Origin of the sequence: Serratia surfactantfaciens (assembly GCF_001642805.2) — a bacterium.
Lineage (GTDB): Bacteria > Pseudomonadota > Gammaproteobacteria > Enterobacterales > Enterobacteriaceae > Serratia > Serratia surfactantfaciens.
In genome coordinates this window covers 2,470,096-2,495,969 of record NZ_CP016948.1, presented here as the reverse complement: position 1 = coordinate 2,495,969, position 25,874 = coordinate 2,470,096, and the positions used below count along the sequence as shown (strand labels likewise).

Here is a 25,874-nt window from a genome sequence, read left to right as displayed (position 1 = left end):
AACCGGCGGCGTGGGTAGGCTGAGTGTTACTTCACCGCCGCCGGATCCGGCTTATCGGGGGCGATGCCGTACAGCACCATGGCGCGGTTGACCTCGCTGCGGGCGATACGGCCTTCGTCAGCCAGCAGTTTCAACGCGGCGAGCGCGATGAAATGGCGGTTGACCTCGAAGAACTCACGTAGCGCCTCGCGAGTGTCCGAGCGGCCAAAGCCATCGGTGCCCAAGGTGATAAAGGCGCGGTCCGGCAAGAACGGTTTGATCTGATCGCCGACGATCTTCATATAGTCCGTCGCCACCACCACCGGGCCAGGATGCGCCGCCAGCAGACTCTGTATATAAGGGACTTTCGGCGGGTCTTCCGGGTGCAGCAGGTTCCAGCGTTCGGCCGCCATGCCGTTACGGCGCAGTTCGCTCAGGCTGGTGGCACTCCAGATATCGCTGGCGACGCCAAAGTCCTCGGCCAACAGCGCCGCCGCCGCCAGCGCCTCGCGCATGATGGCGCCGCTGGCGACCAGCTGAGCGCGCGGGCTCTCTTGGTTTGCCGTTTCGTTCTGTTTGAGCAAATAGGCGCCCTGGATAATCCCGTCCTCCACGCCCGCCGGCATCGGCGGCTGCGGGTATCCTTCGTTGAGCAAGGTGATGTAGTAGTAAATATCCTCTTGTTCAACGAACATCCTGCGCATGCCGCTCTGAACGATCACTGCGAGTTCATAGGCATAGGTCGGATCGTAGGAGACGCAGCTGGGAATGACGGAAGACAGCACGTGGCTGTGGCCGTCGTCATGCTGCAAGCCTTCACCCATCAGGGTGGTTCTGCCGGAGGTGGCGCCGAGCAGGAAGCCCTTGGTGCGCGCGTCTGCCGCTGCCCAGGCGAGATCGCCCACCCGCTGCAGCCCGAACATGGAGTAAAAGATATAGAACGGGATTGTCGCGACATCGTGGTTGCTGTAGGCGGTGCCGGCGGCGATCCAGGTCGATATCGCGCCGGATTCGTTGATGCCTTCCTGCAAAATCTGGCCGTCTTTGGCCTCTTTGTAGTAGCTGAGCTGCCCGGCGTCTTGCGGGGTATACAGCTGGCCGAGCCAGGAATGGATGCCAATCTGGCGGAACAGGCCTTCCATGCCGAACGTGCGCGATTCGTCCGGCACGATGGGCACAATCAGTTTGCCGATGTTGGCGTCTTTGAGCAGCGTGCCGAGGATATTGACGAAAGCCATGGTGGTCGACATGTTGCGTTCGCCGCTGCCCTTCAGCAGGCCGTCGAAGCGCGATAGTTCCGGTATCGCCAGCGGAGCGGATTGGCCGAAGCGGGCAGGGATGTAGCCGCCCAGCGCAGTGCGCGTCGCGGTGATGTACTTCGCCGCCGCGCTGTCGGGTTCAGGCTTCAGGTAAGGGATCTCTGCCAGTTGGGCGTCGGAGATTGTCAGCCCTAAACGGTCGCGGAAGGCTTTCACCGCATCCTGGCTCATTTTTTTCAGCTGGTGGTTGATGTTCTGCCCTTCACCGGCTTCCCCCATGCCAAACCCTTTGACGGTTTTGGCCAGCACCACCGTCGGTCTGCCCGTGGTATGCACCGCCTGATGGTAGGCGGCGTACACCTTTTGCGGATCGTGGCCGCCACGGTGCAGCGCCCAGATCTCATCGTCGCTCAGGTCGGCGACCAGCTCGAGCAATTCCGGGTACTTGCCGAAGAAATGCTCCCGCACATAGGCGCCGCTTTGCGATTTGAAGGTCTGGTAATCGCCGTCGACGCACTCCATCATCCGCTGCATCAGCAGTCCGGAGCGGTCTTTTTGCAGCAGTTTGTCCCAGCCGCTGCCCCAGATCACCTTGATTACCTGCCAGCCGGCGGCTTTGAAGGTGCCCTCCAGTTCCTGAATGATCTTGCCGTTGCCGCGCACGGGGCCATCCAGCCGCTGCAGGTTACAGTTCACGACGAAGATCAGGTTATCGAGTTTTTCTCGTCCGCCCAGCGCAATCGCCGCCAGCGATTCCGGTTGATCCATCTCGCCGTCGCCGAGGAACGCCCACACCTTTCTTCCCTGGTGAGGTTTCAGCTCGCGGTATTCCAGATAACGCATGTAGCGCGCCTGGTAGGCGGCGGTCAGCGGCCCCAGCCCCATCGAAACGGTGGGATATTGCCAGAAATCCGGCATCAGCCGCGGGTGCGGGTAGGAGGAGAGGCCACGGTGCGCGGATTCGCGACGAAAGTTGTCGAGCAGCTCCTCGTCGATGCGGCCTTCGAGATAGGCACGGCCATAAATACCGGGGGCGGAGTGGCCCTGGATATACACCATGTCGCCGGCGAAATCATCGGTGCGCCCACGGAAGAAGTGCATGAATCCCACATCGTAAAGCACTGCGGCCGACTGGTAGGTGGCGATATGCCCGCCAACGTTGGAATGTTTGCCGGCGCGCAGCACCATCGCCATGGCGTTCCAGCGAATAAACGCATTGATGCGCGCTTCAGCGGCCAGATCGCCGGGATACGTCGGCTGCTTATAAGCCGGAATGGTGTTCACGTAGGGCGTGGTGACCAGGCTGAAGAAATCGCCGTGTTTTCGCTGATCGGCTTCGGCCATTTTCTCCAGTAAAAAATGCGCGCGCTCACGGCCATCGATATCGGTGACGCCTTCAAATGCCTCAAGCCATTCAGCCGTCTCTTGCGGGTCAAGATCTGCTTTAACCACGGGTTGGTTCATAAAAGCTCCAAATGTACTTACCTGATAAGGCGCTGAGCGATACAGGGGTTTATTGAATTGCAAGTGCAAGAGTTGCAAATGCAACAATGGCGAAAGCCACTCTATCCCTTTACAATTGCAATTGCAACTCACCGCTTTTGACGAGAAAAATGACATGACAGATAAACAACCCGACCTGTGGTTCTCCTTTGTGCGCGCGCATCGGGCGATGATCAGAAAGATAGAGGCGAAGTTGTCGGAGGCGGGGCTGCCGGTTTACGCCTGGTATGACGTGTTATGGGGATTGGAAAGCGGGGAAAACGGCACACGCCGCATGCATGAGCTGGCGGACGTGTTGGTGATTGAGCGTTACAACCTGACCCGCCTGATGGATCGCCTGGAAAAAGAGCGGCTGGTCACGCGTTTTCGATCGGATGACGATCGCCGGGCCTCCTTCGCGACTATCACCGAGGAAGGCAAGGCCCTGCGGAAAAAGATGTGGGAGATCTACCGCACGGTGGTCAACACCCATTTTCTCAACCAGTTCAGCGAAGAAGAGATCGCACGCTTCTCCGACGCGTTGGACAACGCGATGCAGCTGGCCAGAGAGTGATCAGGCAGCGGGTGTGATGTGCAGAACGCGCAGCGCATCGGCGATCAGCGCCGAAGGGATTTTCTGCTCGTCGGCCAGCAGTTTGAGGGCGCAGAGCGCAATCCATTCCGCCTGCGGGTAGTGGATTTCGCCGCGCACCCGTGAATCTGAGCCCACCGCGGCAAAGCGTGCGGGAATGAATCGCTTGAGCTGATTGGCAATCAGGTGCGAGTAGTCGGTGACGGCGACGACGGGGGCATTCCCGGCACCCAGGCACGTTTTCAGATGGCATTTGCCGCCGCTGTCCTGGCGCTGCATGTCGGCGAGTTCGGCGTCCTGCGCCAACCGCGTGTAGCTGGGGCAGCTCCAGATTTCAGACGCAATCCCCCAGTTTTTCAATACCTCGGCCGCCTGCTGAACGCGGGCGAGCGCACGGCCGGCGCCGCACAGACGAACCTGCAACGGTGAGTCTGCCGCGGTGGCGACGCGATACATTCCCCTGAACGCCTGTTCTGCGACAAACGGCTCCCCTGAAGAGAGGGGGCCATTGTCTGCGTTGGTCGCGAGATACACCATCTTTCTCGTTCCCTCCAGATAGAGCGCGCGCAGGGCGTGATGGAGTATCGCGCCGGTTTCTCTGGCATTGGCCGGATCGAAAGGCAACCAGCCCTGCATGCCCGTGAGCTGAAGCGGGAACCAGGCCTGAACGCCTTTCGGCAAATCGGCACTGCCGGTATCTGCATCGCTGATGAAAATCCCCTTGCGATTGGTTTCCGGCTCAAGCCCGCGGAGCATGTCCACCAAGGGCGTGTTGACGAAGTAAAACAGCGGCTTCTCATAACGCTCTGATTGATGGCCAAACCAGAGCGGCCAGGCGGTGGCGTAGCGGGAAATCGGCGGCTCGGCGCGCCTTCTGCCGTCGATAAGCCAGATGTCGCCGCTGGCGTTGAGTTCGCCCAGAGTTTGCGCCGTCCAGGCGCTGGCAGAAGGGCGCGAAGCGCCGGCTTTTTGGCTGGCGGAGGTCATCTTGCGGATACAGGCTTCGGCCAGGGTTTGGGTTCTGGCCGAGGCGGCGGGCAGTGTTATACGTTGAGGCGACATGCGGAGCATTCTCTTTAAGTTGCAAGTGCGATGATTGTAATTGCAATTCATGGTATGTGCCAATGACTTCTGAACAGGTCGCAGCCATCCAGGTGTGTCCCGCGGCGATATATTCAGGTTCTGCAGACGCGATCCTATTTGTTTCACCGACCAGACAGCCGCCATCCGTTGTCCTTATTTCTGCAGTTTTTTATAAATGACGGGCAGCTAAAAACGGTTTGCCGATAGGGATAATGCGCGTGTCAATCCGCGTTAAACGAGAATATCGGCATCTTAAAAATAAAACGAAATAAGGATGAAAGCATATGCCTGGATTTAATTATGGCGGTAAAGGAGATGGGACTAACTGGAGTTCTGAACGCGGTACGGGCCCTGAGCCAGGGGGCGGCGATAAAGGCCATTCCGGCGATCGCGGCGGCGCCGGCGTTGGCAACAGCCCGGAACAGCAACAGATAGCGGCGATCCAAAACGATCCGGCGCTGCGCATGAAGCTGGAGGCGGTGATTAAGGCGGCGCGCAGAATTAACCCGGATGCGAAATTGCATATTGAAAGCGTCAGCCCATCCGGCACGCTGAGCCTTTCCGCCACCGGTTTGACGGCCGAGCAGGCGAAGCACATTGGCCTGGGGGGGCTGGTGATGGGGGTCAACGCCAAGGGGGTGACAGTGGCGATCGGGGATATCGAAACCGGCCATGCGCGCAAGCCCTCAACTCCTAGCAAAGGCGGCAACAATGGCCTGAATGCCGGGCAGATCGGCGCCTCTTCGTTAGGCAGTTTCGTGACAGACTCGCATCGCGATCGGCCCGTCAGCGGCTGGCATGGCAACGGCAAAACCGGCGAATTCTCGACGACCCGCACGACCGGGAGTTACTACGGTTTTCATCATTTGAAGGTGGAAAAGCAAGACGGAGTGGCGACCTACAACCTCTACTATAAGGCCAATAAGAACCGGCCCGCGTTTATCGCCGTGGTGAGAGGGGATAATCTGAATGCCATGGAGGTGAAATATGCCAACGGCAAACCGGTAAAATCGCCCGGCTCGGTAAAAACGATCGTTAAGGAATTCGTCGAATATCAAAATGCGGAATTAAAAGCCATCAAGGATGGCGTCAGCCTGGCCGCAGGTATCAATAAAGATATCGCGGAAAAGATAGGCGCGAAATACGCCAAACTCGCCAAGGATTTGGAGGCGGGAATACAAGGAAAATATATCCGCAACGTGCAAGATGCGGAGAAAACCTACGAGCAATTGACGAAGGGCCTGAACAAAAAACTCAAGGCGCAGGACAAAGCGGCGATTGTCACCTGGCTGAAAATGATCGATGCGGAACAGTATGCCCGCAATGCGCGGGTATTGGGCAAGGTCTTCACCGGGGTGGATTGGGCGATCAAAGGCGCGGATCTGGTAAACGCCGCGATTGAAGGTTTCTCAACGGGCAACTGGAAAGCGTTCCGCAACCAGCTCGAAGCGCTCGGGTTGTCGATCGGCGCAGGGTATACGCTTTCCGCTATCGCCGCGTTTTTCGCGCCGACGCTGGTGTCGTCGACGGTGGGCATTTTCGCCTTCGCTTACCTGTTTGGCTGGGCCACCAGCTATATCGATGCGGAACGTGCGGGGGAGCTGGAGAAGTGGGTCGCTGACCTGTAACGGCATGAGGGGGCTGGCCCCTTCATTTTACCCCTCACACCCTCTACCTCTTTCACACCACCGGCGCCACTGTCAGCAGCAGATTGGCGAAGCGGCGCTGTTCGCCGGAGGCGATCACCAGCAGCGTTCGATCCGATTTGACCGCGGCGTAAAACGCCTCGCGCGGCAGGTGTTCGACCGGGCAATGAGCCGGTAGCAGCTGCCGGTATTCGGCTTCGATGGTGTTGGTGAAGTCCGGCGGGCAGGCCATCAGCGCAGCGCTTTCCACGTTGATGCAGGCCAGCAGTTTTTCCAGGATCGGTGGGGCGGTGAGGGTGCCGGGCGCCAGGTTAAGATAGACCACGGTGGCGTCTTTCGGCGCGTGGGTCACGCAGGCGTAGTTGCCGTCGGCGATCAGCACCTGGGTTTTATGCCCGCATTGCGCCAGCGCGGCGAGCAGCGGCGGGTGGGTGATGGCGGATTTGATCATAAAGCGATACCTGAATAGGGGGCGGCAGCCGCGCCGCCCGCAGCTGAATTACATGCGGTAGATGCCGCCGTTGATGTCGAGGGTGGCGCCGGAGATGAAGCCGTCGAACTCCGCCGCCAGAAAGGCGATGGCGCGCGCTACGTCGTCCGGCGTGCCTGCGCGGCCCAGCGGGATGGCGCGAACGGTTTCCTCCGCCGATGCCTGGGTGGTGTGGCGATTGTGGAAACGGGTGCCGAGGATCAGGCCGGGCGCCACCGCATTCACCCGGATGCCGTACTCGCCCAGCTCCGCCGCCAGCGAGCGCGTCCAGGTGAGCACCGCACCTTTGGTGGCGGAATAGGCCAGCGAGCCCGAGTGCCCGCCGGTGCGGCCGGCCAGCGAGGCCAGGTTGACGATGCTGGCGCCGTCAGGCGCCGCTTTCAGATGCGGCAGCGCGCTCTGGGTCACGTTCAGCATGGTGGTCATGTTCACGTCGATCACGGTTTGCCAAAAGGCGCGGTCGATCTCGCCCAGCCATTTGCGCCCGACGATGCCGCCGACGTTATTGATCAGAATATCGATGCCGCCGAGAAATTCTGCGCCGGCCGAGACGCAGCGCCGCGTTTCGTCGGTGTCGATGAGATCGGCATAGCCGTAAGCGGCCTTTTGCCCGAGAGAATGGGCCAGCGCCACCAGCGCCTTGGGGCCGCTTTCGTCGCTGTGGTAATGAAAATAGATGTCGCAACCGGCCTTGATAAGCCGTTCCGCGGTGGCGCGGCCGATGCCCTGTTCCGCCCCGGTGATAAAGACCTTTTTGCCCGTAAGATCGCCCATGATTGACTCCTTATTGGTTCGTTAAGAATTGATGACGCCTTCACGCTGTTTGGCGCAGTAGAAAATGCAGGTCAAACCGGTCGCCAGCAGGCACGAGGCCAGGAAAAACAGCCCCGGCGCGCTGCTGCCGGTCAGATCGTTCAGCACGCCCACCGCATAGGGGGCGACGAAGCCGCCGATATTGCCGATGCAGCTGACCACCGCCAGCCCGGCCGCCGCCGCCGCGCCGGTGGAAATGTTGGCGGGCATGGATAAAAACGGCGGCACGGCGGTGTAGATGCCGATGGCGGCGATGCACAGGAACGACAGCGCGACGAACGGGTCGTATTTAAAAAATGTCACCGCGCCCATCAGGCCGATGGCGGCGATCACCATGCTGAGGCCGGCGAATACGCCGAGTTTTTTGGTTTTGCTGGCCCACAGGCTCCACGGATAGACCAGCAGCGCGGCCAGGCCGTAGGGAATGAGCGCCAGCAGGCTGACGCGGAAGATATCGCCGCCGGAAATGGCGCCGATGATGGACGGCAGCCAGGTGCCGAAGCCATAAATGCCGCACACCATGCCGAAGTTGAGCAGCGCGTAGAGCAGGTATTTTTTGTTTTTAATTCCTTTCAGGAAGTCGCCCAGCGTGATTTTGGAGCCGGATTTGGAACGGCCGGCGTTGCTCATCAGCCAGGCTTTTTCCTCTACGTTCAGATAGCCGACGTCTTTGGGCGAATTCTTGATCAGGAACGGAATCAGCAGGCCGATGACGATCGGCGGCAGCCCTTCGAGAATGAACAGCAGTTGCCAGGGGGCGAACCCGAACCAATCGTGCTGAATATTGAGAATAAAGCCGGAAATCGGCGAGCCGACGGCGTTGGACAGCGGCTGGACGATGATGAACATGCCGAGAATTTTAGTGCGGTACTTTTCCGGGAAGAACACCGTGAAGTAATACACCACCGAGGGAAAGAAACCGGCTTCGCACACGCCCAGCATAAAACGGCAAATATACAGCTCCATCGGCGTGCGCACAAAACCGAGCAGGGTCGCGAAGATGCCCCAGGAAATTAATATTCTGGCGAACCAGATGCGCGGGCCGAATTTTATGGTGCCGGCGTTGCTGGGTATTTCAAACAGAAAATAGCCGATAAAGAAAATTCCGGAGGCGAAGCCGAAGGCCGAGGCGGTCAATCCCAGATTATCTTCCAACGCTTTGGCGGCGTAGGCCATATTGTTGCGGTCGAGAAAGGCCAGGAAATACAACAAGATCATGAGGGGGACAATATGCAGCGTCAATTTCCTGATGGCGCTGCGTTCAATATCCTTTGGCATTGTTTTTTTCATCATGGTTTTTCCCCATGTGGTTAATCGGAATAATAGCGGCCCGGCCCAAAGTCATGAGCGGAGTGCTGAATAACGACGTTGCGTGCATAAAGCGTCGCGCCGTTTATTTATTGCGACGATTCTATTTCTCTGATTTTGGCTGCGCCGATCCGGACGATGCCGGCTGCGCATCGTCAGGGTAAGCCGTTTTTACCGTATTAACCGGCGGTTTTGACGGAGCGCCGGCTGATGACCGTCGGCGGGAAGAGAAACTCGCCGGGCGGTTGCGAATCATTGTTGATGCGGCCGATCAGGCGTTCGACCATCAGCTGCGCCATCTCCGCCAGCGGCGGCCGGACGGACGTCAGCCCCGGTTCGGCCAGGCCGGCCAGCGCGATATTGTCGATGCCGATCACCGAGATGTCTGCGGGCACCTGGACGCCGGTGGCGCGCAGGCCCACCATCAGCCCGATGCCCAACGCATCGTTAATCGCCACGATGCCGTCCGGGCGTGGCGCCAACGCGAGAACGCGCGGCGCCAGCGTCAGCCCCAATTCGAACATTTCCGTGTCGCCGTAGGCGCTGGTGGCCTTGCCTTCGATCACCCGTTGGCGTTCGCTCAGGCTGTGCCCCAGGGCGCTCAGAAAACCGTCGATCTTGTGGCTGCGCCCCACGGTCAGCGTCGCTTCGGTGGCGAACACGATGTGCCGGCAGCCGCGTTCGAGCAGGTGCTGCGCGGCCAGGCGCCCGGCGGCGATATTGTCCATCGACACGCTGTCGAACAGCCGGCTATCGGTGGCCATCTGCTCGGCAAAGGGGCTGTCGTAGGTGACAATCTTCATGCCTCGCTCGGCGGCCCGAACAAAATGGGTCTGGCGAATGTCGCTCGCCGCCACGATGATGCCGCGCACGCCATGCAGGAACATATCGTCGATAAACGCGGCCTCCTCCTGCTCCTGGCGGTAGGCGTTGCCGAGCAAGACCCGGTAACGGTGAGCCCGCGCCGCGCCGTCGACCGCATGCGCCAGCGCCGAAAAGCTCGGGTTAACGATCGACGGCAGCAGCAGGCCGATGATTTTCGCCTGCGGCGTGGGTGCCGTCGCCGATTGAGCCGGCCGGTAGCCCAGGGTCGCCATCGCTCGTTCGATGCGCTCACGGGTCTGCGCGCTCATCTGGTGACTGCGATTATTCAGCAGGTTCGACACGCTGCTGATGGACACGCCGGCCAACCGCGCCACATCACGAATATTTGCCATTTGCCGCTACCTTGCTGCCTGCCGTTAGCCTGCAATCTATAAGGGAAGCCGGCCGCAGGCAAGCTGCAACCGGGGCGCCGCGTGCATGGGATCGCGCATTTGTGAGAGTCGTCAGGCGGCAGCCGTGTTGTTTACTAAACAACAACGGGGGTGGGGGCACTGTGTTAACGCAGATGAGTGAGATCTGCGAAGCATCTCTCGTTTATCGCCCTTCCGGGCGGCGGGTTCTGTACTATTGTTTTCTCTTTGCGGCACGTTCCAGGCCGATGGGGCGCTGGGCGCAACGGAGATCACAGATGAACAAACGGGAATTAGAAAGCGCGATTGTCACCGATTTTTCCAAACGCATGAGCTATGGCGACTACCTGTGCCTGGACCAACTGCTGGACTGCCAGCACCCGCTCTCCAACCCGCCGCATCATGACGAAATGCTGTTCGTGATACAGCATCAAACCTCCGAACTGTGGATGAAGCTGATGCTGCACGAGCTGCAGGCGGCGCTGCGGCTGGTGCAGCAGGACAAACTCAGCCACTGTTTCAAAATCCTCGCGCGCGTCAAACAGATCCAGCGGCTGCTGTTCGAACAGTGGGCGGTGCTGGAAACGCTGACGCCGTCGGAATACGTCGAGTTTCGCGACGTGCTGGGCAGTTCGTCGGGCTTCCAGTCGCACCAGTACCGGTCGATCGAATTCCTGCTCGGCAACAAGAACGCCGCCATGCTGGCGGTGTTCAGCAACGACGCGGAAAAGCACGCCGCGCTGAAGGCGATCCTCGAAGCGCCGAGCCTGTACGACGAATACTTGCTGTACCTGGCGCGCCACGGCTTGCCGATCCCGCAGGAGTGTCTCGAGCGCGACTGGACGCAGCCCTACCAGCGCAACCCGGATCTGCTGCCGGCGTTTAAAGTGATCTACGACAACCCGCAAACTTACTGGGAAGCCTATGAAATGGCGGAGAAGCTGGTGGATATCGAAGAGAGTTTCCATCTGTGGCGTTTCCGCCATATGAAAACGGTGGAGCGGATCATCGGCTTTAAGTCGGGCACCGGCGGCTCCAGCGGCGTCAGCTTCCTGAAAAAGGCGTTGGATCTGACCTTTTTCCCCGAGTTGCTGGACGTGCGTACCGAAATCGGTGCCTGAGACATTGTGAGGGGGAAGGGCGATGAGCGTGAGGATTATCGATAAAGCGGCGGAAAAAGTGGTGGGGGTGAGGGTAGTGGGGCCGTATCCCCAGACCATCCCGCAGGGCTCGCAGCAACTGCTGGATTGGCGGCGGCACCACGGCGTGCCGTTCGGCAAATGGCTGGTGTTGTATTGGGACGACCCGGCGGAAGTGGCGCCGGAAAAGCTGCGCGCCGACGTGGTGATGACCGTGGCGGACGATTTCGCGCTGCCGGCGGGTAGCGAGGGCGTTGCGGTACAGACGCTGCCCGCCGGGCAGTACGCGGTCTACCGCGTACGCATCAGCGATGGCGACTTCGAGCGGGTGTGGGGCGAGTTCTATCAGAAGCTGCTGCCGGCCAGCGGCCATCAGCCGGTTGAGGGGGCGAGCTATGAACACTATCTCAACGACTGCGAGGCCGACGGCTATTTCGACCTCGAGATTTACCAGACGGTGAAGAAGTGGTGAGGAAGGCGTGAGCTACGCAAAACGCCCTTAGGTGCGTTTTGCGTGCCGTTCGGAACGATTCTATTCTTAGGTCTATTTCCCTCCCGGGAACAGCTGATCGACGGCGCTCTGGATCGCCGCCTGATGGCCGCCGCCCGGTGCGGCGGTGCGCGCGGCGCCGCCGGGCTGGTTAAGATCCAGCTGGCCGCCGGTATTGATCTCCCCGTCCTCTTTCACCGTGATATTGAAACTGGTGCCGGTGATATTGATTTGGCCGTTCGCCAGCAGCTCGATCACGCTTTCGCCGCATTCCAGCCGCAGCGATTCGCCTGAGCCGAGGGTAAAGGCGTTGACCGCCGCGTCGCTGCGGGTCTTGCCGGTCAGCGTGGAGGCGTCGCCTTTGACCCCGCTGGCCTGGTTGAGCACCACCCGATTGATCTGGTTGCCGCCTACCAGGTGGGTGTGGTCGTTAGCGATGGTGTGGCTCTCGTCGTTTTTGACCTGGGTGTCCATGTTGCGTTCCGCCTGGATCCACACCTGTTCGGCACCGGCCTTGTCTTCGAAGCGCAGGGCGTTGGCGTTATCGGCGGTGCCGTCCTTGGTGCGGCTCATAAAGCCCATCTGGGTAGCGGCGGCCGGCAGCGCCCAGGGCGGCATGCTGGCTTCGTTATAGACGCGTCCGGTGACGATCGGCCGATCCGGATCGCCGTTGATAAAGTCCACCACCACTTCGTCGTTGACGCGCGGGATCTGCACGCCGCCGTAACCCTGGCCGGCCCAGGCGCTGGAAACGCGCACCCAGCAGGAGCTGCCGTCGTCCTTCGGCCCGAAGCGGTCCCAGTGGAACTTCACCTTGATGCGGCCGTATTTGTCGGTCCAGATCGATTCGCCGGCCGGGCCGACGACTCGGGCGGTCTGCGGCCCGTGGGTTTTCGGCCAGCTGGCCTGCTGCGGCGGGTGCCAGGGCACGTCTGCCGGCAGCACGATGAAGTCGATACGGTGTTCGCTGCTCTGATCGTCGCCGCTGGCGTAGCGGTTCTCTTTCAGGTGATAGTTGGTCTGCAGCGTCAGATATTCGCGGTTGTCGTCGGCGTGCGGGGCGTTATACAGCGTGAAAGTGCTGCCGGGGGCGATGCCCAACGCGGTGGCGGTGCCCCGAATCTGCTGATGCTCGGCTTGCCAGGCTTCCTGGCGCACGCGGGCGTAGAACTCGCCCTGCTGATGCTCGGTGTATCGGCCCGGCCAGTCGTAAACGTCGATCTGCCCCGGCGTCGGCGATACCGGGTTCTGCCGCGCCTGGAACAGCCAGGCGTTCGGCTTGCGGAAATCGTAGTCGTCCAGGCTGTAGATGCCCGGCGTGACGCGATCGGACAGCGTCCACTGGCTGATGCCTTCCTCTCTGGTGCTGCCGCCGGAGGGCGTCAGGTGGTAGGGGATCATCTCGTAGCCGGGATAAGGCTGGTGGTGGTGGGGCGCATCCCCGAGCACCAGCGTGTGTTTGCCCATCTCGTGCTTGAAATAGTAATAGATGCCCTCCAGCTCCATCAGGCGGCTGATGAAGTTGAAGCTGCTTTCGTTGTACTGCACGCAGTAGCCCCACAGGCGATAGTCGCCGGTCAGCTGATCTTCCAGCTGCACGTTATGCTCCGCCAACAGGGTTTTGACGATCTGCGGCACCGTCTGTTCCTGGAAGATGCGGAAGTTGCGGTCCTTGGTCATCGGCCACAGATCCGGTTGCACGTGCAGGTTATACACCGCGTAGCGCGTGCCGCCGATCTCTTCGCTGCTGACGGCGATGGCGGTGATCTTGCCGTTCAGGTAGCGCGGAGCGCTGAGAAAGCCCTGGGTTGGGATCTCCAGCGTCAGCGGTTGGCCGAGCAGCGCTTTGCGATCGAGGCGCGCGTCGGTGCTCAGCAGTTCAATAGAGAAGTCGAAAGGAGTGGAAAGCGCTTCGATACCGTCCAGCGAGCGGAACAGCAGTTGCTCCTGGCCCAGTGGCGTGTGCGCAATAATGCGATCCAACATGAGAACGTCCTCTGTGATTGACGCATGCGTCAGTCTCATGAAATAGGGAGAAACCCGCCGCGGCGGGCTTCAAATCCAGCATCAGCCGGCGGTGGCCGGATTGACCAGCCAGGTGCCGGCGTTGTCGATGCTGAGCTGCTGGCGGCGGAGCCGATCGTTGTGGCGGATCTCCAACTGATAACGGCCCGGCGCCAGGTTCAGGCTGGCGAAGCCATTTTCGCCCGGCGTCACCTGCTGCGGCTTGCCGTCGAGGCTAACCTGCTCACCCGGCTGCAGTTTGAAGTACACCAGCGCCACCGGCTGCGGCGGCGGCGCCGTTTTTTCAGGTTCTACCGGCGCAGGCGGCGTGGTTTGCGGTGCGCTCGGCTGCTGCGTCAGGGTCTTCTGCGCCGGTGAAGCCTCGGTGTTTTGGGCGACGGCCTGAGCGTCGTCCTTGCCGCCGCTCAGCCAGGCGACGGCGCCGATCGCCAGCAGCACCGCGACGCCGGCGCCGGCCATCACTGGGCGAGTGAGTTTGGTGCTGCGCGCGGTAACGGTGCCCGCGGCCGCAGCGGCGGCTGCCGGGTTGGCGGCGACCAGCAGGTTCTCCGGCGCGGCCGTCGGGGTGCTGATGATTTCGTTCTCATCGGCGATCGGCAGCTGCAACAACTCGGCCATTTCATCGATGGTCTGCGGGCGGTCTTCCGGCTTCAGCGCCAGCGCGCGGTCGACGGTGCGCAGCAGCTCCGGCGAGTAGCCGGCGGGGCGGCGATCGGCCAGCGGTTGATAGCTGTCTTCGATGCTGCGCACCACGCTGACCGGCGGCGGCGAGCCGACGATCAGCGTGTGCAGCACGGCGCCCAGCGCGTAAATATCGGTCCATGGCCCCTGTTCGCCGTCGCTGTTTTCGGTGTACTGCTCGATCGGCGCAAAGCCCGGTTTCAGCATGATCTCCGTTTCGTCCGACAGGTTGCCGATCTCTTTGCGCGCCGACCCGAAGTCCAGCAGCACCGGCAGCTGGCTCTCCTGGATCTGGATGTTATCCAGCGAAATGTCGCGGTGCAGGTAGCCTTCCTGATGGATGGTGTTGATGGCGCTGAACAGCGGCGGCAGCAGCCGGCGGATCCACGCTTCGTCAATCTTCTCCGGATGCTGCGCCTGCAGGTTTTTCAGCGTGGTGCCGCTGTAGAACTGGGTGCCCATATAGGCGGTGCCGTTTTCTTCCCAAAAGCGCAGCACGTGCAGCAGGCCGGGGTGCGAGAAGCGCGCCAGCAGACGCGCCTCCTGAATAAAGCTGTTCAGCCCGGCCTGGAAGGTTTTGCCGAAGCGCTCGCCGCGCAGCCCGATGCTGAGATCGTCGTTACGTTTCGCCAGCGAGGTTGGCATGTACTCCTTGATGGCGATGGTGCGTTCCAGTTGGTGATCGTAGGCGCGGTAGACGATGCCGAAGCCGCCTTCGCCGATCGCTTCCTGGATCTCGAATTCGTTGAATCGATAGCCGCTCGGCAGGCTGTTCGAATTCGGTTTGGTTATCCCGGTTCCCGACATAGTGATGACTCTCTGTGTTCAAAGGGCCGCCGTCTCGGCGGCCGCGGCGTTATGCCTGAAATTGACAAATGAATTCGTTGTTCTGCAGCGCGATATGCAGCTGGCGATAGCGCTGGTCGTTGGCGCTGCCGGTCAACAGCCTGTGGCTGATCTGCGGCAGCAGGGTGTTGGTCAGGATGGCGTCGACCATGCGGCCGCCGGACTCCACCTCGGTACAGCGGCTGACGATCTGCTCGATGACCGCGTCGTCGAAGGTGCAGACGATGTCGTGATTCTCCGCCAGGCGGCGCTGAATACGGCCCAACTGCAGCCGCACGATGTTGCCTAGCGTGGCGTCGGTCAGCGGGTAATACGGCACCACCAGCAGGCGACCGAGCAAGGCGGCCGGGAACACCGACAGCAGCGGCTGTCGCAGCGCGCCGCTCAGCGCCTCCGGTTCCGGCAGCAGCTCCGGATCGCTGCACAGCCCGGCGATCAGATCGGTGCCGACGTTGGAGGTTAGAATGATGATGGTGTTGCGGAAATCGATATGGCGGCCTTCGCCGTCCTCCATCCAGCCCTTGTCGAACACCTGGAAGAAGATTTCATGCACGTCCGGGTGTGCCTTTTCTATTTCGTCCAACAGCACCACGCTGTAAGGGCGACGGCGCACCGCTTCGGTCAGCACGCCGCCTTCGCCATAGCCGACATAGCCGGGCGGCGCACCTTTCAGCGTCGAAACGGTGTGCGACTCCTGGAATTCGCTCATGTTGATGGTGATGACGTTTTGCTCGCCGCCGTACAGGGTTTCCGCCAGCGCCAGCGCGGTTTCGGTCTTGCCGACGCCGGACGGCCCGGCCAGCAGAAACACCCCGACCGGCTTGTTCGGATCGTCCAGCCGCGCCCGTGAGGTGCGCACTCGGCGGGCGATCAGATCCAGCGCATGGCGTTGACCGATGACGCGCTGGTTCAGGGTGTCGGAGAGTTGCAGCACCGCTTCAATCTCGTTTTTCACCATGCGGCCCAGCGGAATGCCGGTCCAGTCGGCCACTACCGCCGCCACGATGTTGGCGTCGACGGCGGCGAAGATCAGCGGCGCTTCGCCCTGCAGCGCGCTCAGCTGCTGCTGCAGTTCGCCCAACTGGGCGCGCAGCGCGTCGGCGTCCGGGCGCGCCTGCGTCTCTTCTTCGGCTTCGGCGGGCTCTTCTTCCTGCTGATGCAGCTGGGCGCGCAGTGTGATGATCTGCTGGATCAGCGCCAGCTCCTGCTGCCAGCGCTCGGTCAACAGTTCCAGCTCCTGGCGCAGCGCGGTCAGCTGGGCTTCAATCTCCTGCGGGCGCAGGGGATCGCCGATGCCGACCTTGGCCTCGCGGTGGGCGATATCCAACTCTATTTGCAGCGCATCGATGCGGTGGCGGCAGTCTTCAACCTGAGCGGGCTCGGCGTGTTGGCTGACCGCCACGCGCGCGCAGGCGGTATCCAGCAGCGCCACCGCCTTGTCCGGCAGCTGGCGGGCGGGAATATAGCGGTGAGACAGCCGCACCGCAGCGTCCACCGCTTCATCCAGCAGCAGCACGCGATGGTGTTGTTCCAGTGGGCTGACGGTGCTGCGCAGCATCAGCAGCGCCTTGTCTTCGCTCGGCTCGTGCACCTGCACCACCTGGAAACGGCGGGTGAGCGCCGGGTCTTTCTCGATGTACTTCTTGTATTCCGACCAGGTGGTGGCACCGATAGTGCGTAACTGGCCGCGCGCCAGCGCCGGTTTCAGCAGGTTGGCGGCGTCGCCGGTGCCCTGGGCGCCACCGGCGCCGATCAGGGTGTGAATTTCGTCGATAAACAGGATGATCGGCGTCGGGCTGGACTGCACTTCGTCGATCACCGCCTGCAGCCGTTTTTCAAACTCGCCCTTGACGCCGGCGCCGGCCTGCAGCATGCCGATGTCCAGCAGGCACAGCTTCACGTCGCGTAGCTGTGGTGGCACGTCGCCGGCCACGATGCGCAGTGCCAGGCCTTCCACCACGGCGGTTTTCCCGACGCCGGCCTCACCGGTCAGCAGCGGGTTGTTTTGGCGGCGGCGCATCAGGATATCGATGATTTGCCGGATCTCTTCATCGCGGCCGGCCACCGGGTCGATCTCGCCGTTGCGCGCTCTGGCGGTCAGATCCTGGGCATACTGCGCCAGCACGCTTTCACCGCTGCGCGGCGCGCCGGGCAGAGGTTCGGCGCTGTTTTCCGCCGGCGCATCCTGGGCGTTTTCCGCCGAGTGAGCGGTGATGACGGCGAACTGCTCCATCAACAGATCGGCGTTGATGCGTTCGAACTGCGGGGAAATGGCCTTCAGCAGATGGCGCAGGCTGTAGGTTTTCAGAATGCCGAGCAGCAGGTGGCCGCCGCGGATGCGCGCCGCGCCGAACTTCAATGAGCCATAGACCCAGGCGCGTTCCACCGCGCTGTCGATGTGCTCGGACAGATCGGAGATGGCGCTAGCGCCGCGCGGCAGGCGATCGAGCGCTTCGACGATGTCGCGTGCCAGCTGTGCCTCGTCCAGCGCGAAGTGGCGAACGATCTGCTGCAGATCGCCGTCCGGTGATTGCATCAGCTGATGCAGCCAGTGCGCCAGTTCGACATAGGGGTTACCGCGCAGCTTGCAAAACGCCGTCGCACTTTCCAGAGAGGTGAATAACAGGCTATCCAGTTTGCCAAATAATACCGAGCGGCTGATTTCAGACATGGTTTTCCTCAGGTCTCAGGGTGGCCTGACGCCGCAGGGCGCCGGCCGAAATAGGGTCAGAACGGATTTTCCAGCGGTTCAGGGCTGAAGATCAGATCGTCGAGATCGCGCTGTCGCCGATCGTCGGCCAGCCAACTGCTCAGGCCCAAGCGCTGCGTGCCGCCGAGCTGGATGCCGTGCGCCTGTTCCTTCGCCAGAATCAGGCGTACTTCCCAGACAAACTCGATGCCCAGGTATTGGCGCACCCAGTCGCGCAGTTGCCGGCACAGCTCGGCGCCGGGCAGGAAGCGGTCATAGTCCTGCTGCGGCATCGGCCCCAGCTCGATGCGGAATTTATGCTGGATATCGCGCACCGCGATGCCGAGAAAGGCTGACTCGCCGAGCCGCGGCGCACCGCGCCCGGCCTTGAGCCGCGCCTGTTCGCGCGGTTCCACCCGCAGCCAGTGCGGCACGTTTTCGACGATGCGCACCGGCACCTTGAAATACTGCTGCAATATTTTGCTCAGGCCTTCCGGATCGCGGCTGTGGCGAATCAGATGACCGGCCATAAAATGCTTGGCGTGGGCGTTGAGGCTGTCGCGTTCCTGTTGCGCCGGCTGGCCGATGCCGATCAGGCTCGACAGATACTCGTCGAAGCGCCGGTTGTCCGGGCGATCCAGCGATACCGTCGGCTGCGCGTCGGCCCAGGCGCGGTAAAACAGCAGCGTCAGCCGGTGATGGAACAGGTTGGTGAACGCCAGCAGGGTGGTGTCCTGATGGTGGTACACCCGTTCGCGCACGTATTCGGTCAGGTGCAGCGGCAGCGGCCCGTTGGGGCCGAACAGGCCGAAGCTGAAGATCGAAACGTCGTGCAGCGGGCTGTTGGCGCGTGGCGCCACCTGCGCCAGCGTGGAGGGCGCGAACGACAGCGACGGCTCCTGGCCCAGGCGCAGCATCTCGTGGCGCGGCAGCGGCGCTCGCCCCAGCAGATAGGGTTGGCCGCCCTGGGCGTCGATGCGTCGCAGCAGTTGAAACAGATCGTGCTTGTAAGGCGCGCTGCGCAGCCGCGGCCAGAAGTCGTCCGGCAGCCGATACAGCGCATTGATCTGCGGCGGCGCCAGTTCGGTGGCGATCATCTCCGCGCTCATATCAGCGTCCTTTTGCCCATGCGCGCCTGCCAGTGGGCGATTTCGCCGCGCTGCTGGCTGGAGAGCGTCATCTCGGTGAAGGTGTTCATCGCCACCAGGCGCGAGAACAGGCGCTCCAGCACGCTACCGAGCAGGTAAGGGCTGTTGCCGGAGAACGCCTGCTCATCGACCGTCAGATCGATGGCGATACCGCGTGCGAACACGATCGGGCCCGGCTCCGGCACACGCCGATAGACCGGCCGCAGGTTGCAGTGGCGCACGCCCTGGATCTGTTTGGCGATCGCCGGTTCGCTCAGGTTGCCGTACAGCCCCAGCAGCTGGCGCAGGCTGGCGGCGCCCTGTTCCGGATCGCCGTCCATCATGCTGAGGTAGTTCAGCTGCAGCTGACTGATCAGCCGCCAGGTGATCATGCCTTCGGCCAGTGCCGGGCGCGGCGGAGTGGGGCCTTTGCGCAGCGAAACCTGCTTGATCGGGATCGAATCGGGCATCACGAAATTGCCCTGATCCTGCTGCAACAGCATCAACGGCAGGTCGCGGCTGGTGCACAGCACGTCGGCGGTGAGGTATTTCAGATCGCTGTGCCACGGCGATTGCCGCTCGTCCACCAGCGACACGAACACTTCCGAACCGGCATAGCCGGTGCGGGTGCCGTAGCGGCGGGCATGTTCCGACAGCGTGCGCTGTTCGCGCCGCAAAGAGAAATAGGCACCATAGTTGCCGTCGTCCGCGCTCAGGGTGCTGTAAAACGGCCGAAACTCTTGCTCGTAGCGTTTTTCGCTGGCGCTGCCGCCGAGCCGCTGCACCGAAAACACTTCGTAATCCAGCGGGCGGATGTTGTCGACCACCAGATGGTATTCATGGCTTTTTTCGTTGATCGCGATGCGTTCGGCGACTTTCGGAAACAGGTTGATCACTGGCGTGCAGTGCAGCGCCAAATGGGCGGCGTCGACCACCCGTTCCAGCGCGACGTCGTGCCGATCCAGCAGCACCACGATCTCGAACTGGCGCAGCGCCTTTTTCCCTTCGCGCACGCTCTGCAGCAGCGGGCGCAGGCCGTTGACGCTGAAGAACTGGAAGCGCGCCGGGAAGGCGAAGTACTCCTGCAGCAGCCGGTAGCCTTCGAAGTTGCGCAGGTCGTTGGGCAGCAGCGCCTGTTCGGCGGCGAAGCCCTCCTGCCGCAACCCGTCCAACGCCAGCGCCCGCCGCTGCGGCTGCGCTTCCACCGTTTGGCAAATCAGCCCGACGCTGTGCTGCATCAGCAGTTCCAGCAGCTGCTGCGCCTGCATGTCCGGCCCGGCCAGATAAAACATCAACTGGTCCAACTGCAGGTTGTTGAGCGTGACGCTTTCGTAGCACTCGAGACGAATGCGCAGCGCGCTGACGCAGCCGCTGTGCTGCAGCCCCAGCGAAGCCAGCGGGATATCGGCCGGAATGCCGCCCAGTTCGACGCCGGCGATGCGCACCGGCTGCAGCGTGACGTCATGCGCCGTGGTGTAACTGCAGGTGATGCCGCTTTTCTTCAGCGTCTGGCTGTCCATCATGGTGCCGCGCGGCACCACGAAGCCGTTGCTGATGTCGCCCTTGCTGCTGTCCGGCTGCAGCTCGGCGATCGCCATCGACGGCGTCGGCGACAGATAGTTGGGATAGATGATCTCCAGCAAGCGCTGAGAAAAGCGCGGGAACTCGGCGTCCATTTTCAGCTGCACGCGCGAGGTGAGGAAGGCGAAACCCTCCATCAGGCGCTCGATATAGGGATCCGCCACGTCGATGCCGCGCATGCCGAGGCGGCCCGCGACCTTCGGGTACTGTTCGGCGAACTCGGCGCCCATCTCACGCAGATAGGCCAGCTCGCGGTTGTAATAGTCTAAAAGTTTACTGTCCATCGCCTTACCCTATGTCTTTCAGATCGAAGTGGCCGTTTTCCAGATCCACGTCGGTACGGAACAGAAACTCCAGCGGATAGGGCACGCACCACAGGCGGCCCTTGATTTCGATCGACAGCACGTTGTGCAGTTCCAGCGAGCCGGTGTCCGAGATGCAGCGCACCTGCAACCCTTCGGGCAGAATGCGCGGCTCGAAATGGAGAATGGAATCGGTCAGCGCGCGCTGAATGTCCAGCCATTCGATGTCCGACATGCGCTTGCCCGCCAGCGAGGCGATGCCGTAATTCAGGGTGGAACGCCGCACCTGCGGAAAATCGCCGAGATCCAGATTGGATTCGCTGTTGACGCAGTTGAACAGCCACTGCAGATCGCGCAATACCCGGCGGCGCAGCTCGCTGTGCGACACCAGGTTGCGCACCTGCGCCTCCTGCTTTTTATGCGGTTCGTCGTCGGTCAGCATATCGAGCAGCACCGGCTGCATTTTGTCGCGCGACGTCAGGCGTTCGCTGTCCTGACGATAGCGATAGCCCTGGCGGCGCAGATCGCCGCCGTCGTAGTGGGGTGGGCGCTTATCGTTCATGTTCAGGCGCTCGCGTCGAAGCTCAGCTGCCGCAGGCTGTGCAGCGGGAATTCATCGCTTTCGCTGAGCCAGGTCTTCAGGCCGAGCCCGGCATAGTGGGTGCCGTCGCCCAGCGGTTGCCATTCGGTGCGTTTGCCCAGCAACAGCGCGTCGTCGCTGTCTGCAGCCAGCGGATAACGGGCGGGCAGTTGGCACACCTGTTCGCGGCCATCGGTCAGGCGCACCAGCGCATGGCTCCACACCAGATCGATGGCGCTCTGCGGCGCCTGGAACTGGATCGCGGCGATGTCGGCGAACGGCAGCCAGTAGTAAACGCCATTCAGCGCCAGCTCGCACACCGGCCCGAGGCGGCCGTCGCCGTCGGTCAGCCAGTCGAAACTCAGTTGCCGCTCTTGCTCCCCTTCGGCCAGCGTTAACCGCCCGGCGCCGGCCGGCGCAGCTTCCAGCGCTTGGTCGCGCAGCGCCTGGGCCTGTTCGGCCGCCCCTTGTGCATCCTGATGCAGCGCCTGCACCAGCAGTTGCAGCCAGGGCTGATCCTGCCGCAGCAGCGCCGGCGCGGCCGTGCCGGCGAACACTGCCTGGCGCTGCAGCTCGGCGTTGACCGACTGCATCAGCAGCAGTGTGGTCGGTTGGGCGATCGGTTTCAGCGCCTGCCAGGACTTCAGCTGTGCGTTGGCGCGCGTCCAGTTGCCGCTCAGGCACAGCAGTTGCACCAGCGCGGCGCGCAGATCGGCATCCGCCGGTTTCGCCTTGATGTCATTTTCGACGGCGGTAATGGCCGCGCCGATCGAGTGGCCTTGCAGCATGCTTGCTAATGATTTCACAGGCTTTCCTTATAATCAGTGAGTGGCGCCGTTAACCGACAGGTAGCTGCCGCTGGCCGGATCGACCCGGTCTTCGGCCAGCTTCTCCACCAGTTTGAAGGCCAGCGGGGCGGGGGCGCTCAGCAGCGGCTGCCAGGCGGCCTGCGCCTGTTGCACGCGCTGTTTGATCTTGTTCTCGTCGGCGGCGTCGACGCGCGCCATTTCAACGATCGCTTCACCGTTGAACGCCCAGGCGTGCAACTGCGGTTCGAAGCTCAGCAGCAGGAAACTGCCCGGCGCCTGCGGGTTGCCGCCCAGCACCAGCCGTTGGGCGTTGGCGTTGACGACGGTCAGCGCGCGATCGCCACCGTTGATCTTCGCCAGCGGGTAGCCCTGCAGGAACCACAGCGTCGGCGAGAGGGTCTGGCCGCCCTGTTGCAGCGTGACCGCGCCGCTGCCCTGCAGCCAGCCGTCCTCGCCGCAACGCAGCGCGTCGCCAGCGGGAATGAACAACGCGCCGCCGTTGGCTTCATCGCGCCAGAAAGTGCGGAAATGGCAGCCCTGCGGCAGGCTGAAACGCTGCGGCGGTGCGGTGTCCGCCTGCGGAGAGGTCACGGCCACCGCCGCAGGGATCGCCGGCTGCGGCGGAGTTTCCGGCTGCTCGGCGGTCTCCTGTTTGACCACCGGTTTCCAGCCGCGCGCTTTGGCGGCTTCGCCGCTGGCCAGCTTCTCACCGCGCTTGTCGGTCAGCGTCCAGGGCAGGTGGCCGGCTTTCGGGCACTGCTTTTCCAGCAGATTGCCGACGCGCGGCAGGAAGTCGTTCAGCACCGCCGGATCTTTGCCTTGCGCCGAGACGATGCGCAGCGGGATGCTTTTACCGCACCAGCTTTCCGGATTGCTGTTCTTGACGTCATCGATAAACACTTCCAGCTTCTGGCTGGGGGAGTAAACCAGGCGATAGTTCATCGCCTGCGCGGTCGGTACCGCCATCAGGGCAACGAGCCCCGGCATCCAGTATTTCATAGTGAACCTTGCTGTGAATGTGCGCCGACTCAGTCGCGAATCAAAAACCGTTCCGCATCCGCCAGCGAATGCAGCAGGGTGGTTTCCTGCGGTGAGCCAATCCAGACGGCGATAGCGCTGTAGTTATCGCTGTTATTGTTTTTCTTCCATGCCTGCTGCATCAGGGCGATCCACTCGCTGGGGGAGTTGACCATGTGCAGCGACTGTTCCAGTTCGGCCTGGCTGAAGCTGTGCCAGAAGCCGTCGGTGCACAGCAGGAAAACGTCGCCGTCCTCCAGCTGCAGCACGTCGCTGTAGGTGGCGTCGCGCTCTTCGTTGAGCCCCAGCGCGAAATACAGCAGGTTGCTGTTGATGCCGTTGGTTTGATAACCGGCGTCCTGCATTTGTTGGATCAGGCTGTGGTCGGTGGTGACGGCATGCAGGTAGCCGCGGCGGAACAGGTACAGGCGGCTGTCGCCGGCGTGCGCCCAGTAGGCCAGCTGATAATCGCGATCGATAAACAGGCTGACCAGCGTGGTGCCCATCTTGCTGTATTCGTCTGACTGCCGCTGCTGCTGGTGGATCGCGGCGTTGGCGCGCGTGATGTGCTGACGAATGCTCTGGGCGTTCAGATGCTTTTCGCCGTCGAAGTTTTGCAAAATGGTGTCGCGCGCCAACTGGGCGGCGATATCGCCGCCCGGAAAGCCGGCGATGCCGTCGCACACCACGAAGCAGGCGGCGCGGTTGCCGAGCACCTCGCCGGTTTGATCCTGGTTGGAGGCGCGGCCGCCCTGGTTGGAGGTAGAGGCTATGGTGATATTCATTACGCGTCCGGTTTGGTCTGTGAGTCTTTGTATTGATTCACTTCAACGTCATAGGCGTGCAGGAAGGCTTCGCCGAACAGGGTGTGGAAATCGTCCTCGATCTCGCCGGAGGTTTGCTGATAGTTCTTCACGAAGTAGTCCCACAGCGCGGCCTTGCGGTTGGCGGGCAGCGACAGGCGCGGCGCCACGCCTTCTTTGCGCGCTTCCTCTTCGAGGCGCTCCGGATTGAACGACTGCAGCATGGCGGCGATGATGGCGCGGATGCCGGCGATCATCCCCAACTGGTGCGCCTGCAGGTCGATCAGCGCGTCGCGTACCGCCTGCTCCGGCGGCATAAAGCCCGGCATCTGGCTGCCGAACATCTGCATCAGCACCGTTTTACCCGAAGGCAACAGCTTGAACGGGTTGTTGGCTTCGTCGAGGATCATGGTCATCTCGGCCTTCACGCCGCGCTTGAGGATCGAGCGGGATGAGAGCAGGGCGACGGTGCCTTGCGAGAACAGGCTCAGCAGGCGGCCGGCCTGGCGGATCTGGCGTTCGTCGAAATGCGGCTGTGGCTGCAGATCGTCGAGACCGATGCCTTGCAACAGTGCCGTCAGCAACGGCCCTTCCAATGCGTCGCCATTCGGCGCGGCGGCGTGTTGCCGCTGGGCGGACTGGTAGGCGACTGGATCGATGCCCAGGCGGTTGCCCTGGCGCGGGCGCGGCGGCTGCGCGGGCGGTTCCGGCTGGCTGAACTGCGGCGCGGGTTGGGGTTGCGGCTCGGGCATCTGCACGGGCGGCGGCGTCGGCTGTGGGCGCGGCGCTTGCGGTTGTGCGGCGATCGGTGCCGGTGCTGGCGGCGGGGACGACGGCTGTACCGGTTCCTCCGGCTGAGCCAGCGGCACGGCGCCGCCCATCAGCAACCCCAGCGGATCGTTGCTGTTCAGCGTCTCTGGCGAAGCGGGGGCGGATGAGCCCCCGAACAGCGCCAGCGGATCCAGTTCTTGCTCCGGTTGCTGCGCATTCTGCGCCGGGGCTGCCGGACGCGGCGGTGCCGCCTGTTCTGCCAGCAGCGCGCTAGGGGTGGTATCGGCCAGGATGTGCTCGCGCTCAAAGGTGGCGTCGGTGTTGAACAGCGCCGCCGGATCGGTTTGCTGCTGCTGCAGTTGGCGCAGATCGACATTGCCCGCCAGCTGCGCCAGCGGATCGGCCGGGTTCAGCTCGTGAGCGGGGGTATCCAGCAGCGGATGATTGTCCGGATTGGCGATCGGCGGCGGTGTGACGGCGGCCGGCGCGTTAGGCGTAAATTCTTCCACCAGGCTGTCCCAGATTTCGTTGGGAATTGGCGCGGCGGATTTTTCGGTGGCGGCGGCTGCTGGGGCCGCAGCAGCGGCAACGGCAGCAGCCTTGGCCACCGGTTGAGCCTGTGGCGCGGCGTGTTGCTGTAGCGCGCTGACTTCAATCTGGTAATCGTCGATGCCGAGCACGTCGCCATCCTGCAGTTCAACCTGGCGGCCGCGCTCCAGCGGAATGTCGTTCAGCAGCACGCGGGTGACGTTGCCGCGGTTGGTGATGCGGCATTCGCCGTCAGCGGAAATATGCACGATCGCCTGCAGGCGGGAAATGGCGCGCTCTTCGTCCGGCAGCACCAGGTTGTTGTCCACGCTGCGGCCGATGGTGCCGCCCGGCGGCAGAAAATCGCAACTGCTCTGCGGCGGAACCTGGCCGCTTTTATTTTTTACAATGGAAAATCGCATAAGGCATTCCTGCTGATTAGATCTTATGGCCAGACAGTGGAACTCGATAACTGGATGAGTTTGACTTAATTTCTTTCCTAAGAGAGATCTTTGAATGTGAGTGACTAATTTTTTGGGTTAACGCATTATATGGTCGAAAACTTCAATATAATAACGTGAGGCTGTATATGTCAGGTG

The 25,874-nt window shown here is 62.1% G+C and carries 20 protein-coding genes; 4 read left to right on the top strand and 16 right to left on the bottom strand.

Annotation, left to right across the window (positions count from 1 at the left end; translation table 11 throughout):
• Nucleotides 1-26: 26 nt before the first annotated feature.
• A complete protein-coding gene (aceE, locus tag ATE40_RS11755) occupies nt 27-2,702 on the bottom strand; it encodes a pyruvate dehydrogenase (acetyl-transferring), homodimeric type (protein ID WP_063918573.1) in 2,676 nt (891 codons plus the stop codon).
• A gap of 154 nt (nt 2,703-2,856) precedes the next feature.
• Here aceE and ATE40_RS11750 point away from each other — a divergent pair, with 154 nt between their 5' ends.
• Complete coding sequence (locus ATE40_RS11750; protein WP_015378305.1) at nt 2,857-3,294, top strand: MarR family winged helix-turn-helix transcriptional regulator; 438 nt, start codon at nt 2,857-2,859, stop codon at nt 3,292-3,294.
• Here ATE40_RS11750 and ATE40_RS11745 read toward each other — a convergent pair whose 3' ends face one another.
• Nucleotides 3,295-4,374 (bottom strand): transketolase-like TK C-terminal-containing protein, encoded by a 1,080-nt coding sequence (locus ATE40_RS11745; RefSeq protein WP_063918572.1) that lies wholly within the window; start codon nt 4,372-4,374, stop codon nt 3,295-3,297.
• A gap of 485 nt (nt 4,375-4,859) precedes the next feature.
• On the opposite strand from ATE40_RS11745, the gene ATE40_RS11740 reads away from it, so the two are divergent.
• Nucleotides 4,860-6,023, top strand: coding sequence for a colicin-like pore-forming protein (locus ATE40_RS11740; protein ID WP_244889092.1), 1,164 nt, complete (start codon nt 4,860-4,862; stop codon nt 6,021-6,023).
• A 52-nt stretch (nt 6,024-6,075) separates the two neighbouring features.
• On the opposite strand, the gene ATE40_RS11735 is transcribed toward ATE40_RS11740, so the two are convergent.
• The 4 genes from ATE40_RS11735 to ATE40_RS11720 all read right to left on the bottom strand — a co-directional run bounded on the left by ATE40_RS11735 (nt 6,076) and on the right by ATE40_RS11720 (nt 9,869).
• Nucleotides 6,076-6,492, bottom strand: a complete 417-nt coding sequence (locus tag ATE40_RS11735; RefSeq protein ID WP_063918570.1) for an RbsD/FucU domain-containing protein — start codon at nt 6,490-6,492, stop codon at nt 6,076-6,078.
• Nucleotides 6,493-6,540: 48 nt separating this feature from the next.
• Nucleotides 6,541-7,305 carry an SDR family NAD(P)-dependent oxidoreductase gene (locus tag ATE40_RS11730; RefSeq protein WP_063918569.1) on the bottom strand — a complete coding sequence of 255 codons (765 nt, stop codon included), beginning with the start codon at nt 7,303-7,305 and terminating at the stop codon, nt 6,541-6,543.
• 21 nt (nt 7,306-7,326) lie between these two features.
• A complete protein-coding gene (locus ATE40_RS11725) occupies nt 7,327-8,562 on the bottom strand; it encodes an MFS transporter (RefSeq protein ID WP_230328945.1) in 1,236 nt (411 codons plus the stop codon).
• Between the two features lie 269 nt (nt 8,563-8,831).
• The gene (locus ATE40_RS11720; protein ID WP_063918568.1) at nt 8,832-9,869 is read right to left on the bottom strand and encodes a LacI family DNA-binding transcriptional regulator; all 1,038 of its coding nucleotides are present in this window, start codon (nt 9,867-9,869) and stop codon (nt 8,832-8,834) included.
• Nucleotides 9,870-10,165: 296 nt separating this feature from the next.
• On the opposite strand from ATE40_RS11720, the gene kynA reads away from it, so the two are divergent.
• Nucleotides 10,166-11,008 (top strand): tryptophan 2,3-dioxygenase, encoded by an 843-nt coding sequence (gene kynA / locus ATE40_RS11715; RefSeq protein ID WP_015378298.1) that lies wholly within the window; start codon nt 10,166-10,168, stop codon nt 11,006-11,008.
• 22 nt (nt 11,009-11,030) lie between these two features.
• The gene (gene sbmC, locus ATE40_RS11710; RefSeq protein WP_019453008.1) at nt 11,031-11,498 is read left to right on the top strand and encodes a DNA gyrase inhibitor SbmC; all 468 of its coding nucleotides are present in this window, start codon (nt 11,031-11,033) and stop codon (nt 11,496-11,498) included.
• Between the two features lie 72 nt (nt 11,499-11,570).
• Here the strand turns inward: sbmC and ATE40_RS11705 are convergent, their stop codons facing one another.
• The 10 genes from ATE40_RS11705 to tagH form a co-directional block, all read right to left on the bottom strand.
• Nucleotides 11,571-13,502, bottom strand: a complete 1,932-nt coding sequence (locus ATE40_RS11705; RefSeq protein WP_063918567.1) for a type VI secretion system Vgr family protein — start codon at nt 13,500-13,502, stop codon at nt 11,571-11,573.
• 81 nt (nt 13,503-13,583) lie between these two features.
• Nucleotides 13,584-15,029 (bottom strand): serine/threonine protein kinase, encoded by a 1,446-nt coding sequence (locus tag ATE40_RS11700; RefSeq protein ID WP_063918566.1) that lies wholly within the window; start codon nt 15,027-15,029, stop codon nt 13,584-13,586.
• 49 nt (nt 15,030-15,078) lie between these two features.
• Complete coding sequence (tssH, locus tag ATE40_RS11695) at nt 15,079-17,739, bottom strand: type VI secretion system ATPase TssH (protein ID WP_063918565.1); 2,661 nt, start codon at nt 17,737-17,739, stop codon at nt 15,079-15,081.
• A 56-nt stretch (nt 17,740-17,795) separates the two neighbouring features.
• Nucleotides 17,796-18,866, bottom strand: coding sequence for a type VI secretion system baseplate subunit TssG (gene tssG, locus ATE40_RS11690; RefSeq protein WP_019453004.1), 1,071 nt, complete (start codon nt 18,864-18,866; stop codon nt 17,796-17,798).
• Nucleotides 18,863-20,749, bottom strand: coding sequence for a type VI secretion system baseplate subunit TssF (tssF, locus tag ATE40_RS11685; protein ID WP_019453003.1), 1,887 nt, complete (start codon nt 20,747-20,749; stop codon nt 18,863-18,865). Before tssF ends, tssG begins: the two co-directional genes overlap by 4 nt.
• Before the next feature lie 4 nt (nt 20,750-20,753).
• Nucleotides 20,754-21,329: a type VI secretion system baseplate subunit TssE gene (locus ATE40_RS11680; RefSeq protein ID WP_019453002.1), complete on the bottom strand. Its 576-nt coding sequence runs from the start codon at nt 21,327-21,329 to the stop codon at nt 20,754-20,756.
• 2 nt (nt 21,330-21,331) lie between these two features.
• On the bottom strand, nt 21,332-22,153 hold the full coding sequence (locus ATE40_RS11675) for a type VI secretion system accessory protein TagJ (protein ID WP_370520158.1): 822 nt from the start codon (nt 22,151-22,153) through the stop codon (nt 21,332-21,334).
• Nucleotides 22,154-22,168: 15 nt separating this feature from the next.
• A complete protein-coding gene (locus tag ATE40_RS11670) occupies nt 22,169-23,155 on the bottom strand; it encodes a double-strand break repair protein MRE11 (RefSeq protein WP_063918563.1) in 987 nt (328 codons plus the stop codon).
• Between the two features lie 29 nt (nt 23,156-23,184).
• Complete coding sequence (locus tag ATE40_RS11665; protein WP_063918562.1) at nt 23,185-23,958, bottom strand: PP2C family protein-serine/threonine phosphatase; 774 nt, start codon at nt 23,956-23,958, stop codon at nt 23,185-23,187.
• Nucleotides 23,958-25,697: a type VI secretion system-associated FHA domain protein TagH gene (gene tagH / locus ATE40_RS11660; protein ID WP_063918561.1), complete on the bottom strand. Its 1,740-nt coding sequence runs from the start codon at nt 25,695-25,697 to the stop codon at nt 23,958-23,960. The genes ATE40_RS11665 and tagH overlap by 1 nt, the downstream gene beginning before the upstream one ends.
• Nucleotides 25,698-25,874: the final 177 nt, after the last annotated feature.

Excerpts from the sequence above, each read along its gene's own strand:
- tssG (WP_019453004.1), bottom strand. The coding sequence starts at position 18,866 with ATGAGCGCGGAGATGATCGCCACCGAACTGGCGCCGCCGCAGATCAAT.
- ATE40_RS11665 (WP_063918562.1), bottom strand. The coding sequence starts at position 23,958 with ATGAATATCACCATAGCCTCTACCTCCAACCAGGGCGGCCGCGCCTCC.
- aceE (WP_063918573.1), bottom strand. The coding sequence starts at position 2,702 with ATGAACCAACCCGTGGTTAAAGCAGATCTTGACCCGCAAGAGACGGCT.
- tagH (WP_063918561.1), bottom strand. The coding sequence starts at position 25,697 with ATGCGATTTTCCATTGTAAAAAATAAAAGCGGCCAGGTTCCGCCGCAG.
- ATE40_RS11730 (WP_063918569.1), bottom strand. The coding sequence starts at position 7,305 with ATGGGCGATCTTACGGGCAAAAAGGTCTTTATCACCGGGGCGGAACAG.
- tssF (WP_019453003.1), bottom strand. The coding sequence starts at position 20,749 with ATGGACAGTAAACTTTTAGACTATTACAACCGCGAGCTGGCCTATCTG.
- ATE40_RS11705 (WP_063918567.1), bottom strand. The coding sequence starts at position 13,502 with ATGTTGGATCGCATTATTGCGCACACGCCACTGGGCCAGGAGCAACTG.
- ATE40_RS11750 (WP_015378305.1), top strand. The coding sequence starts at position 2,857 with ATGACAGATAAACAACCCGACCTGTGGTTCTCCTTTGTGCGCGCGCAT.
- tssH (WP_063918565.1), bottom strand. The coding sequence starts at position 17,739 with ATGTCTGAAATCAGCCGCTCGGTATTATTTGGCAAACTGGATAGCCTG.
- sbmC (WP_019453008.1), top strand. The coding sequence starts at position 11,031 with ATGAGCGTGAGGATTATCGATAAAGCGGCGGAAAAAGTGGTGGGGGTG.
- ATE40_RS11700 (WP_063918566.1), bottom strand. The coding sequence starts at position 15,029 with ATGTCGGGAACCGGGATAACCAAACCGAATTCGAACAGCCTGCCGAGC.
- ATE40_RS11740 (WP_244889092.1), top strand. The coding sequence starts at position 4,860 with ATGAAGCTGGAGGCGGTGATTAAGGCGGCGCGCAGAATTAACCCGGAT.
- kynA (WP_015378298.1), top strand. The coding sequence starts at position 10,166 with ATGAACAAACGGGAATTAGAAAGCGCGATTGTCACCGATTTTTCCAAA.
- ATE40_RS11735 (WP_063918570.1), bottom strand. The coding sequence starts at position 6,492 with ATGATCAAATCCGCCATCACCCACCCGCCGCTGCTCGCCGCGCTGGCG.
- ATE40_RS11725 (WP_230328945.1), bottom strand. The coding sequence starts at position 8,562 with ATGATCTTGTTGTATTTCCTGGCCTTTCTCGACCGCAACAATATGGCC.
- ATE40_RS11745 (WP_063918572.1), bottom strand. The coding sequence starts at position 4,374 with ATGTCGCCTCAACGTATAACACTGCCCGCCGCCTCGGCCAGAACCCAA.
- ATE40_RS11720 (WP_063918568.1), bottom strand. The coding sequence starts at position 9,869 with ATGGCAAATATTCGTGATGTGGCGCGGTTGGCCGGCGTGTCCATCAGC.
- ATE40_RS11680 (WP_019453002.1), bottom strand. The coding sequence starts at position 21,329 with ATGAACGATAAGCGCCCACCCCACTACGACGGCGGCGATCTGCGCCGC.
- ATE40_RS11670 (WP_063918563.1), bottom strand. The coding sequence starts at position 23,155 with ATGAAATACTGGATGCCGGGGCTCGTTGCCCTGATGGCGGTACCGACC.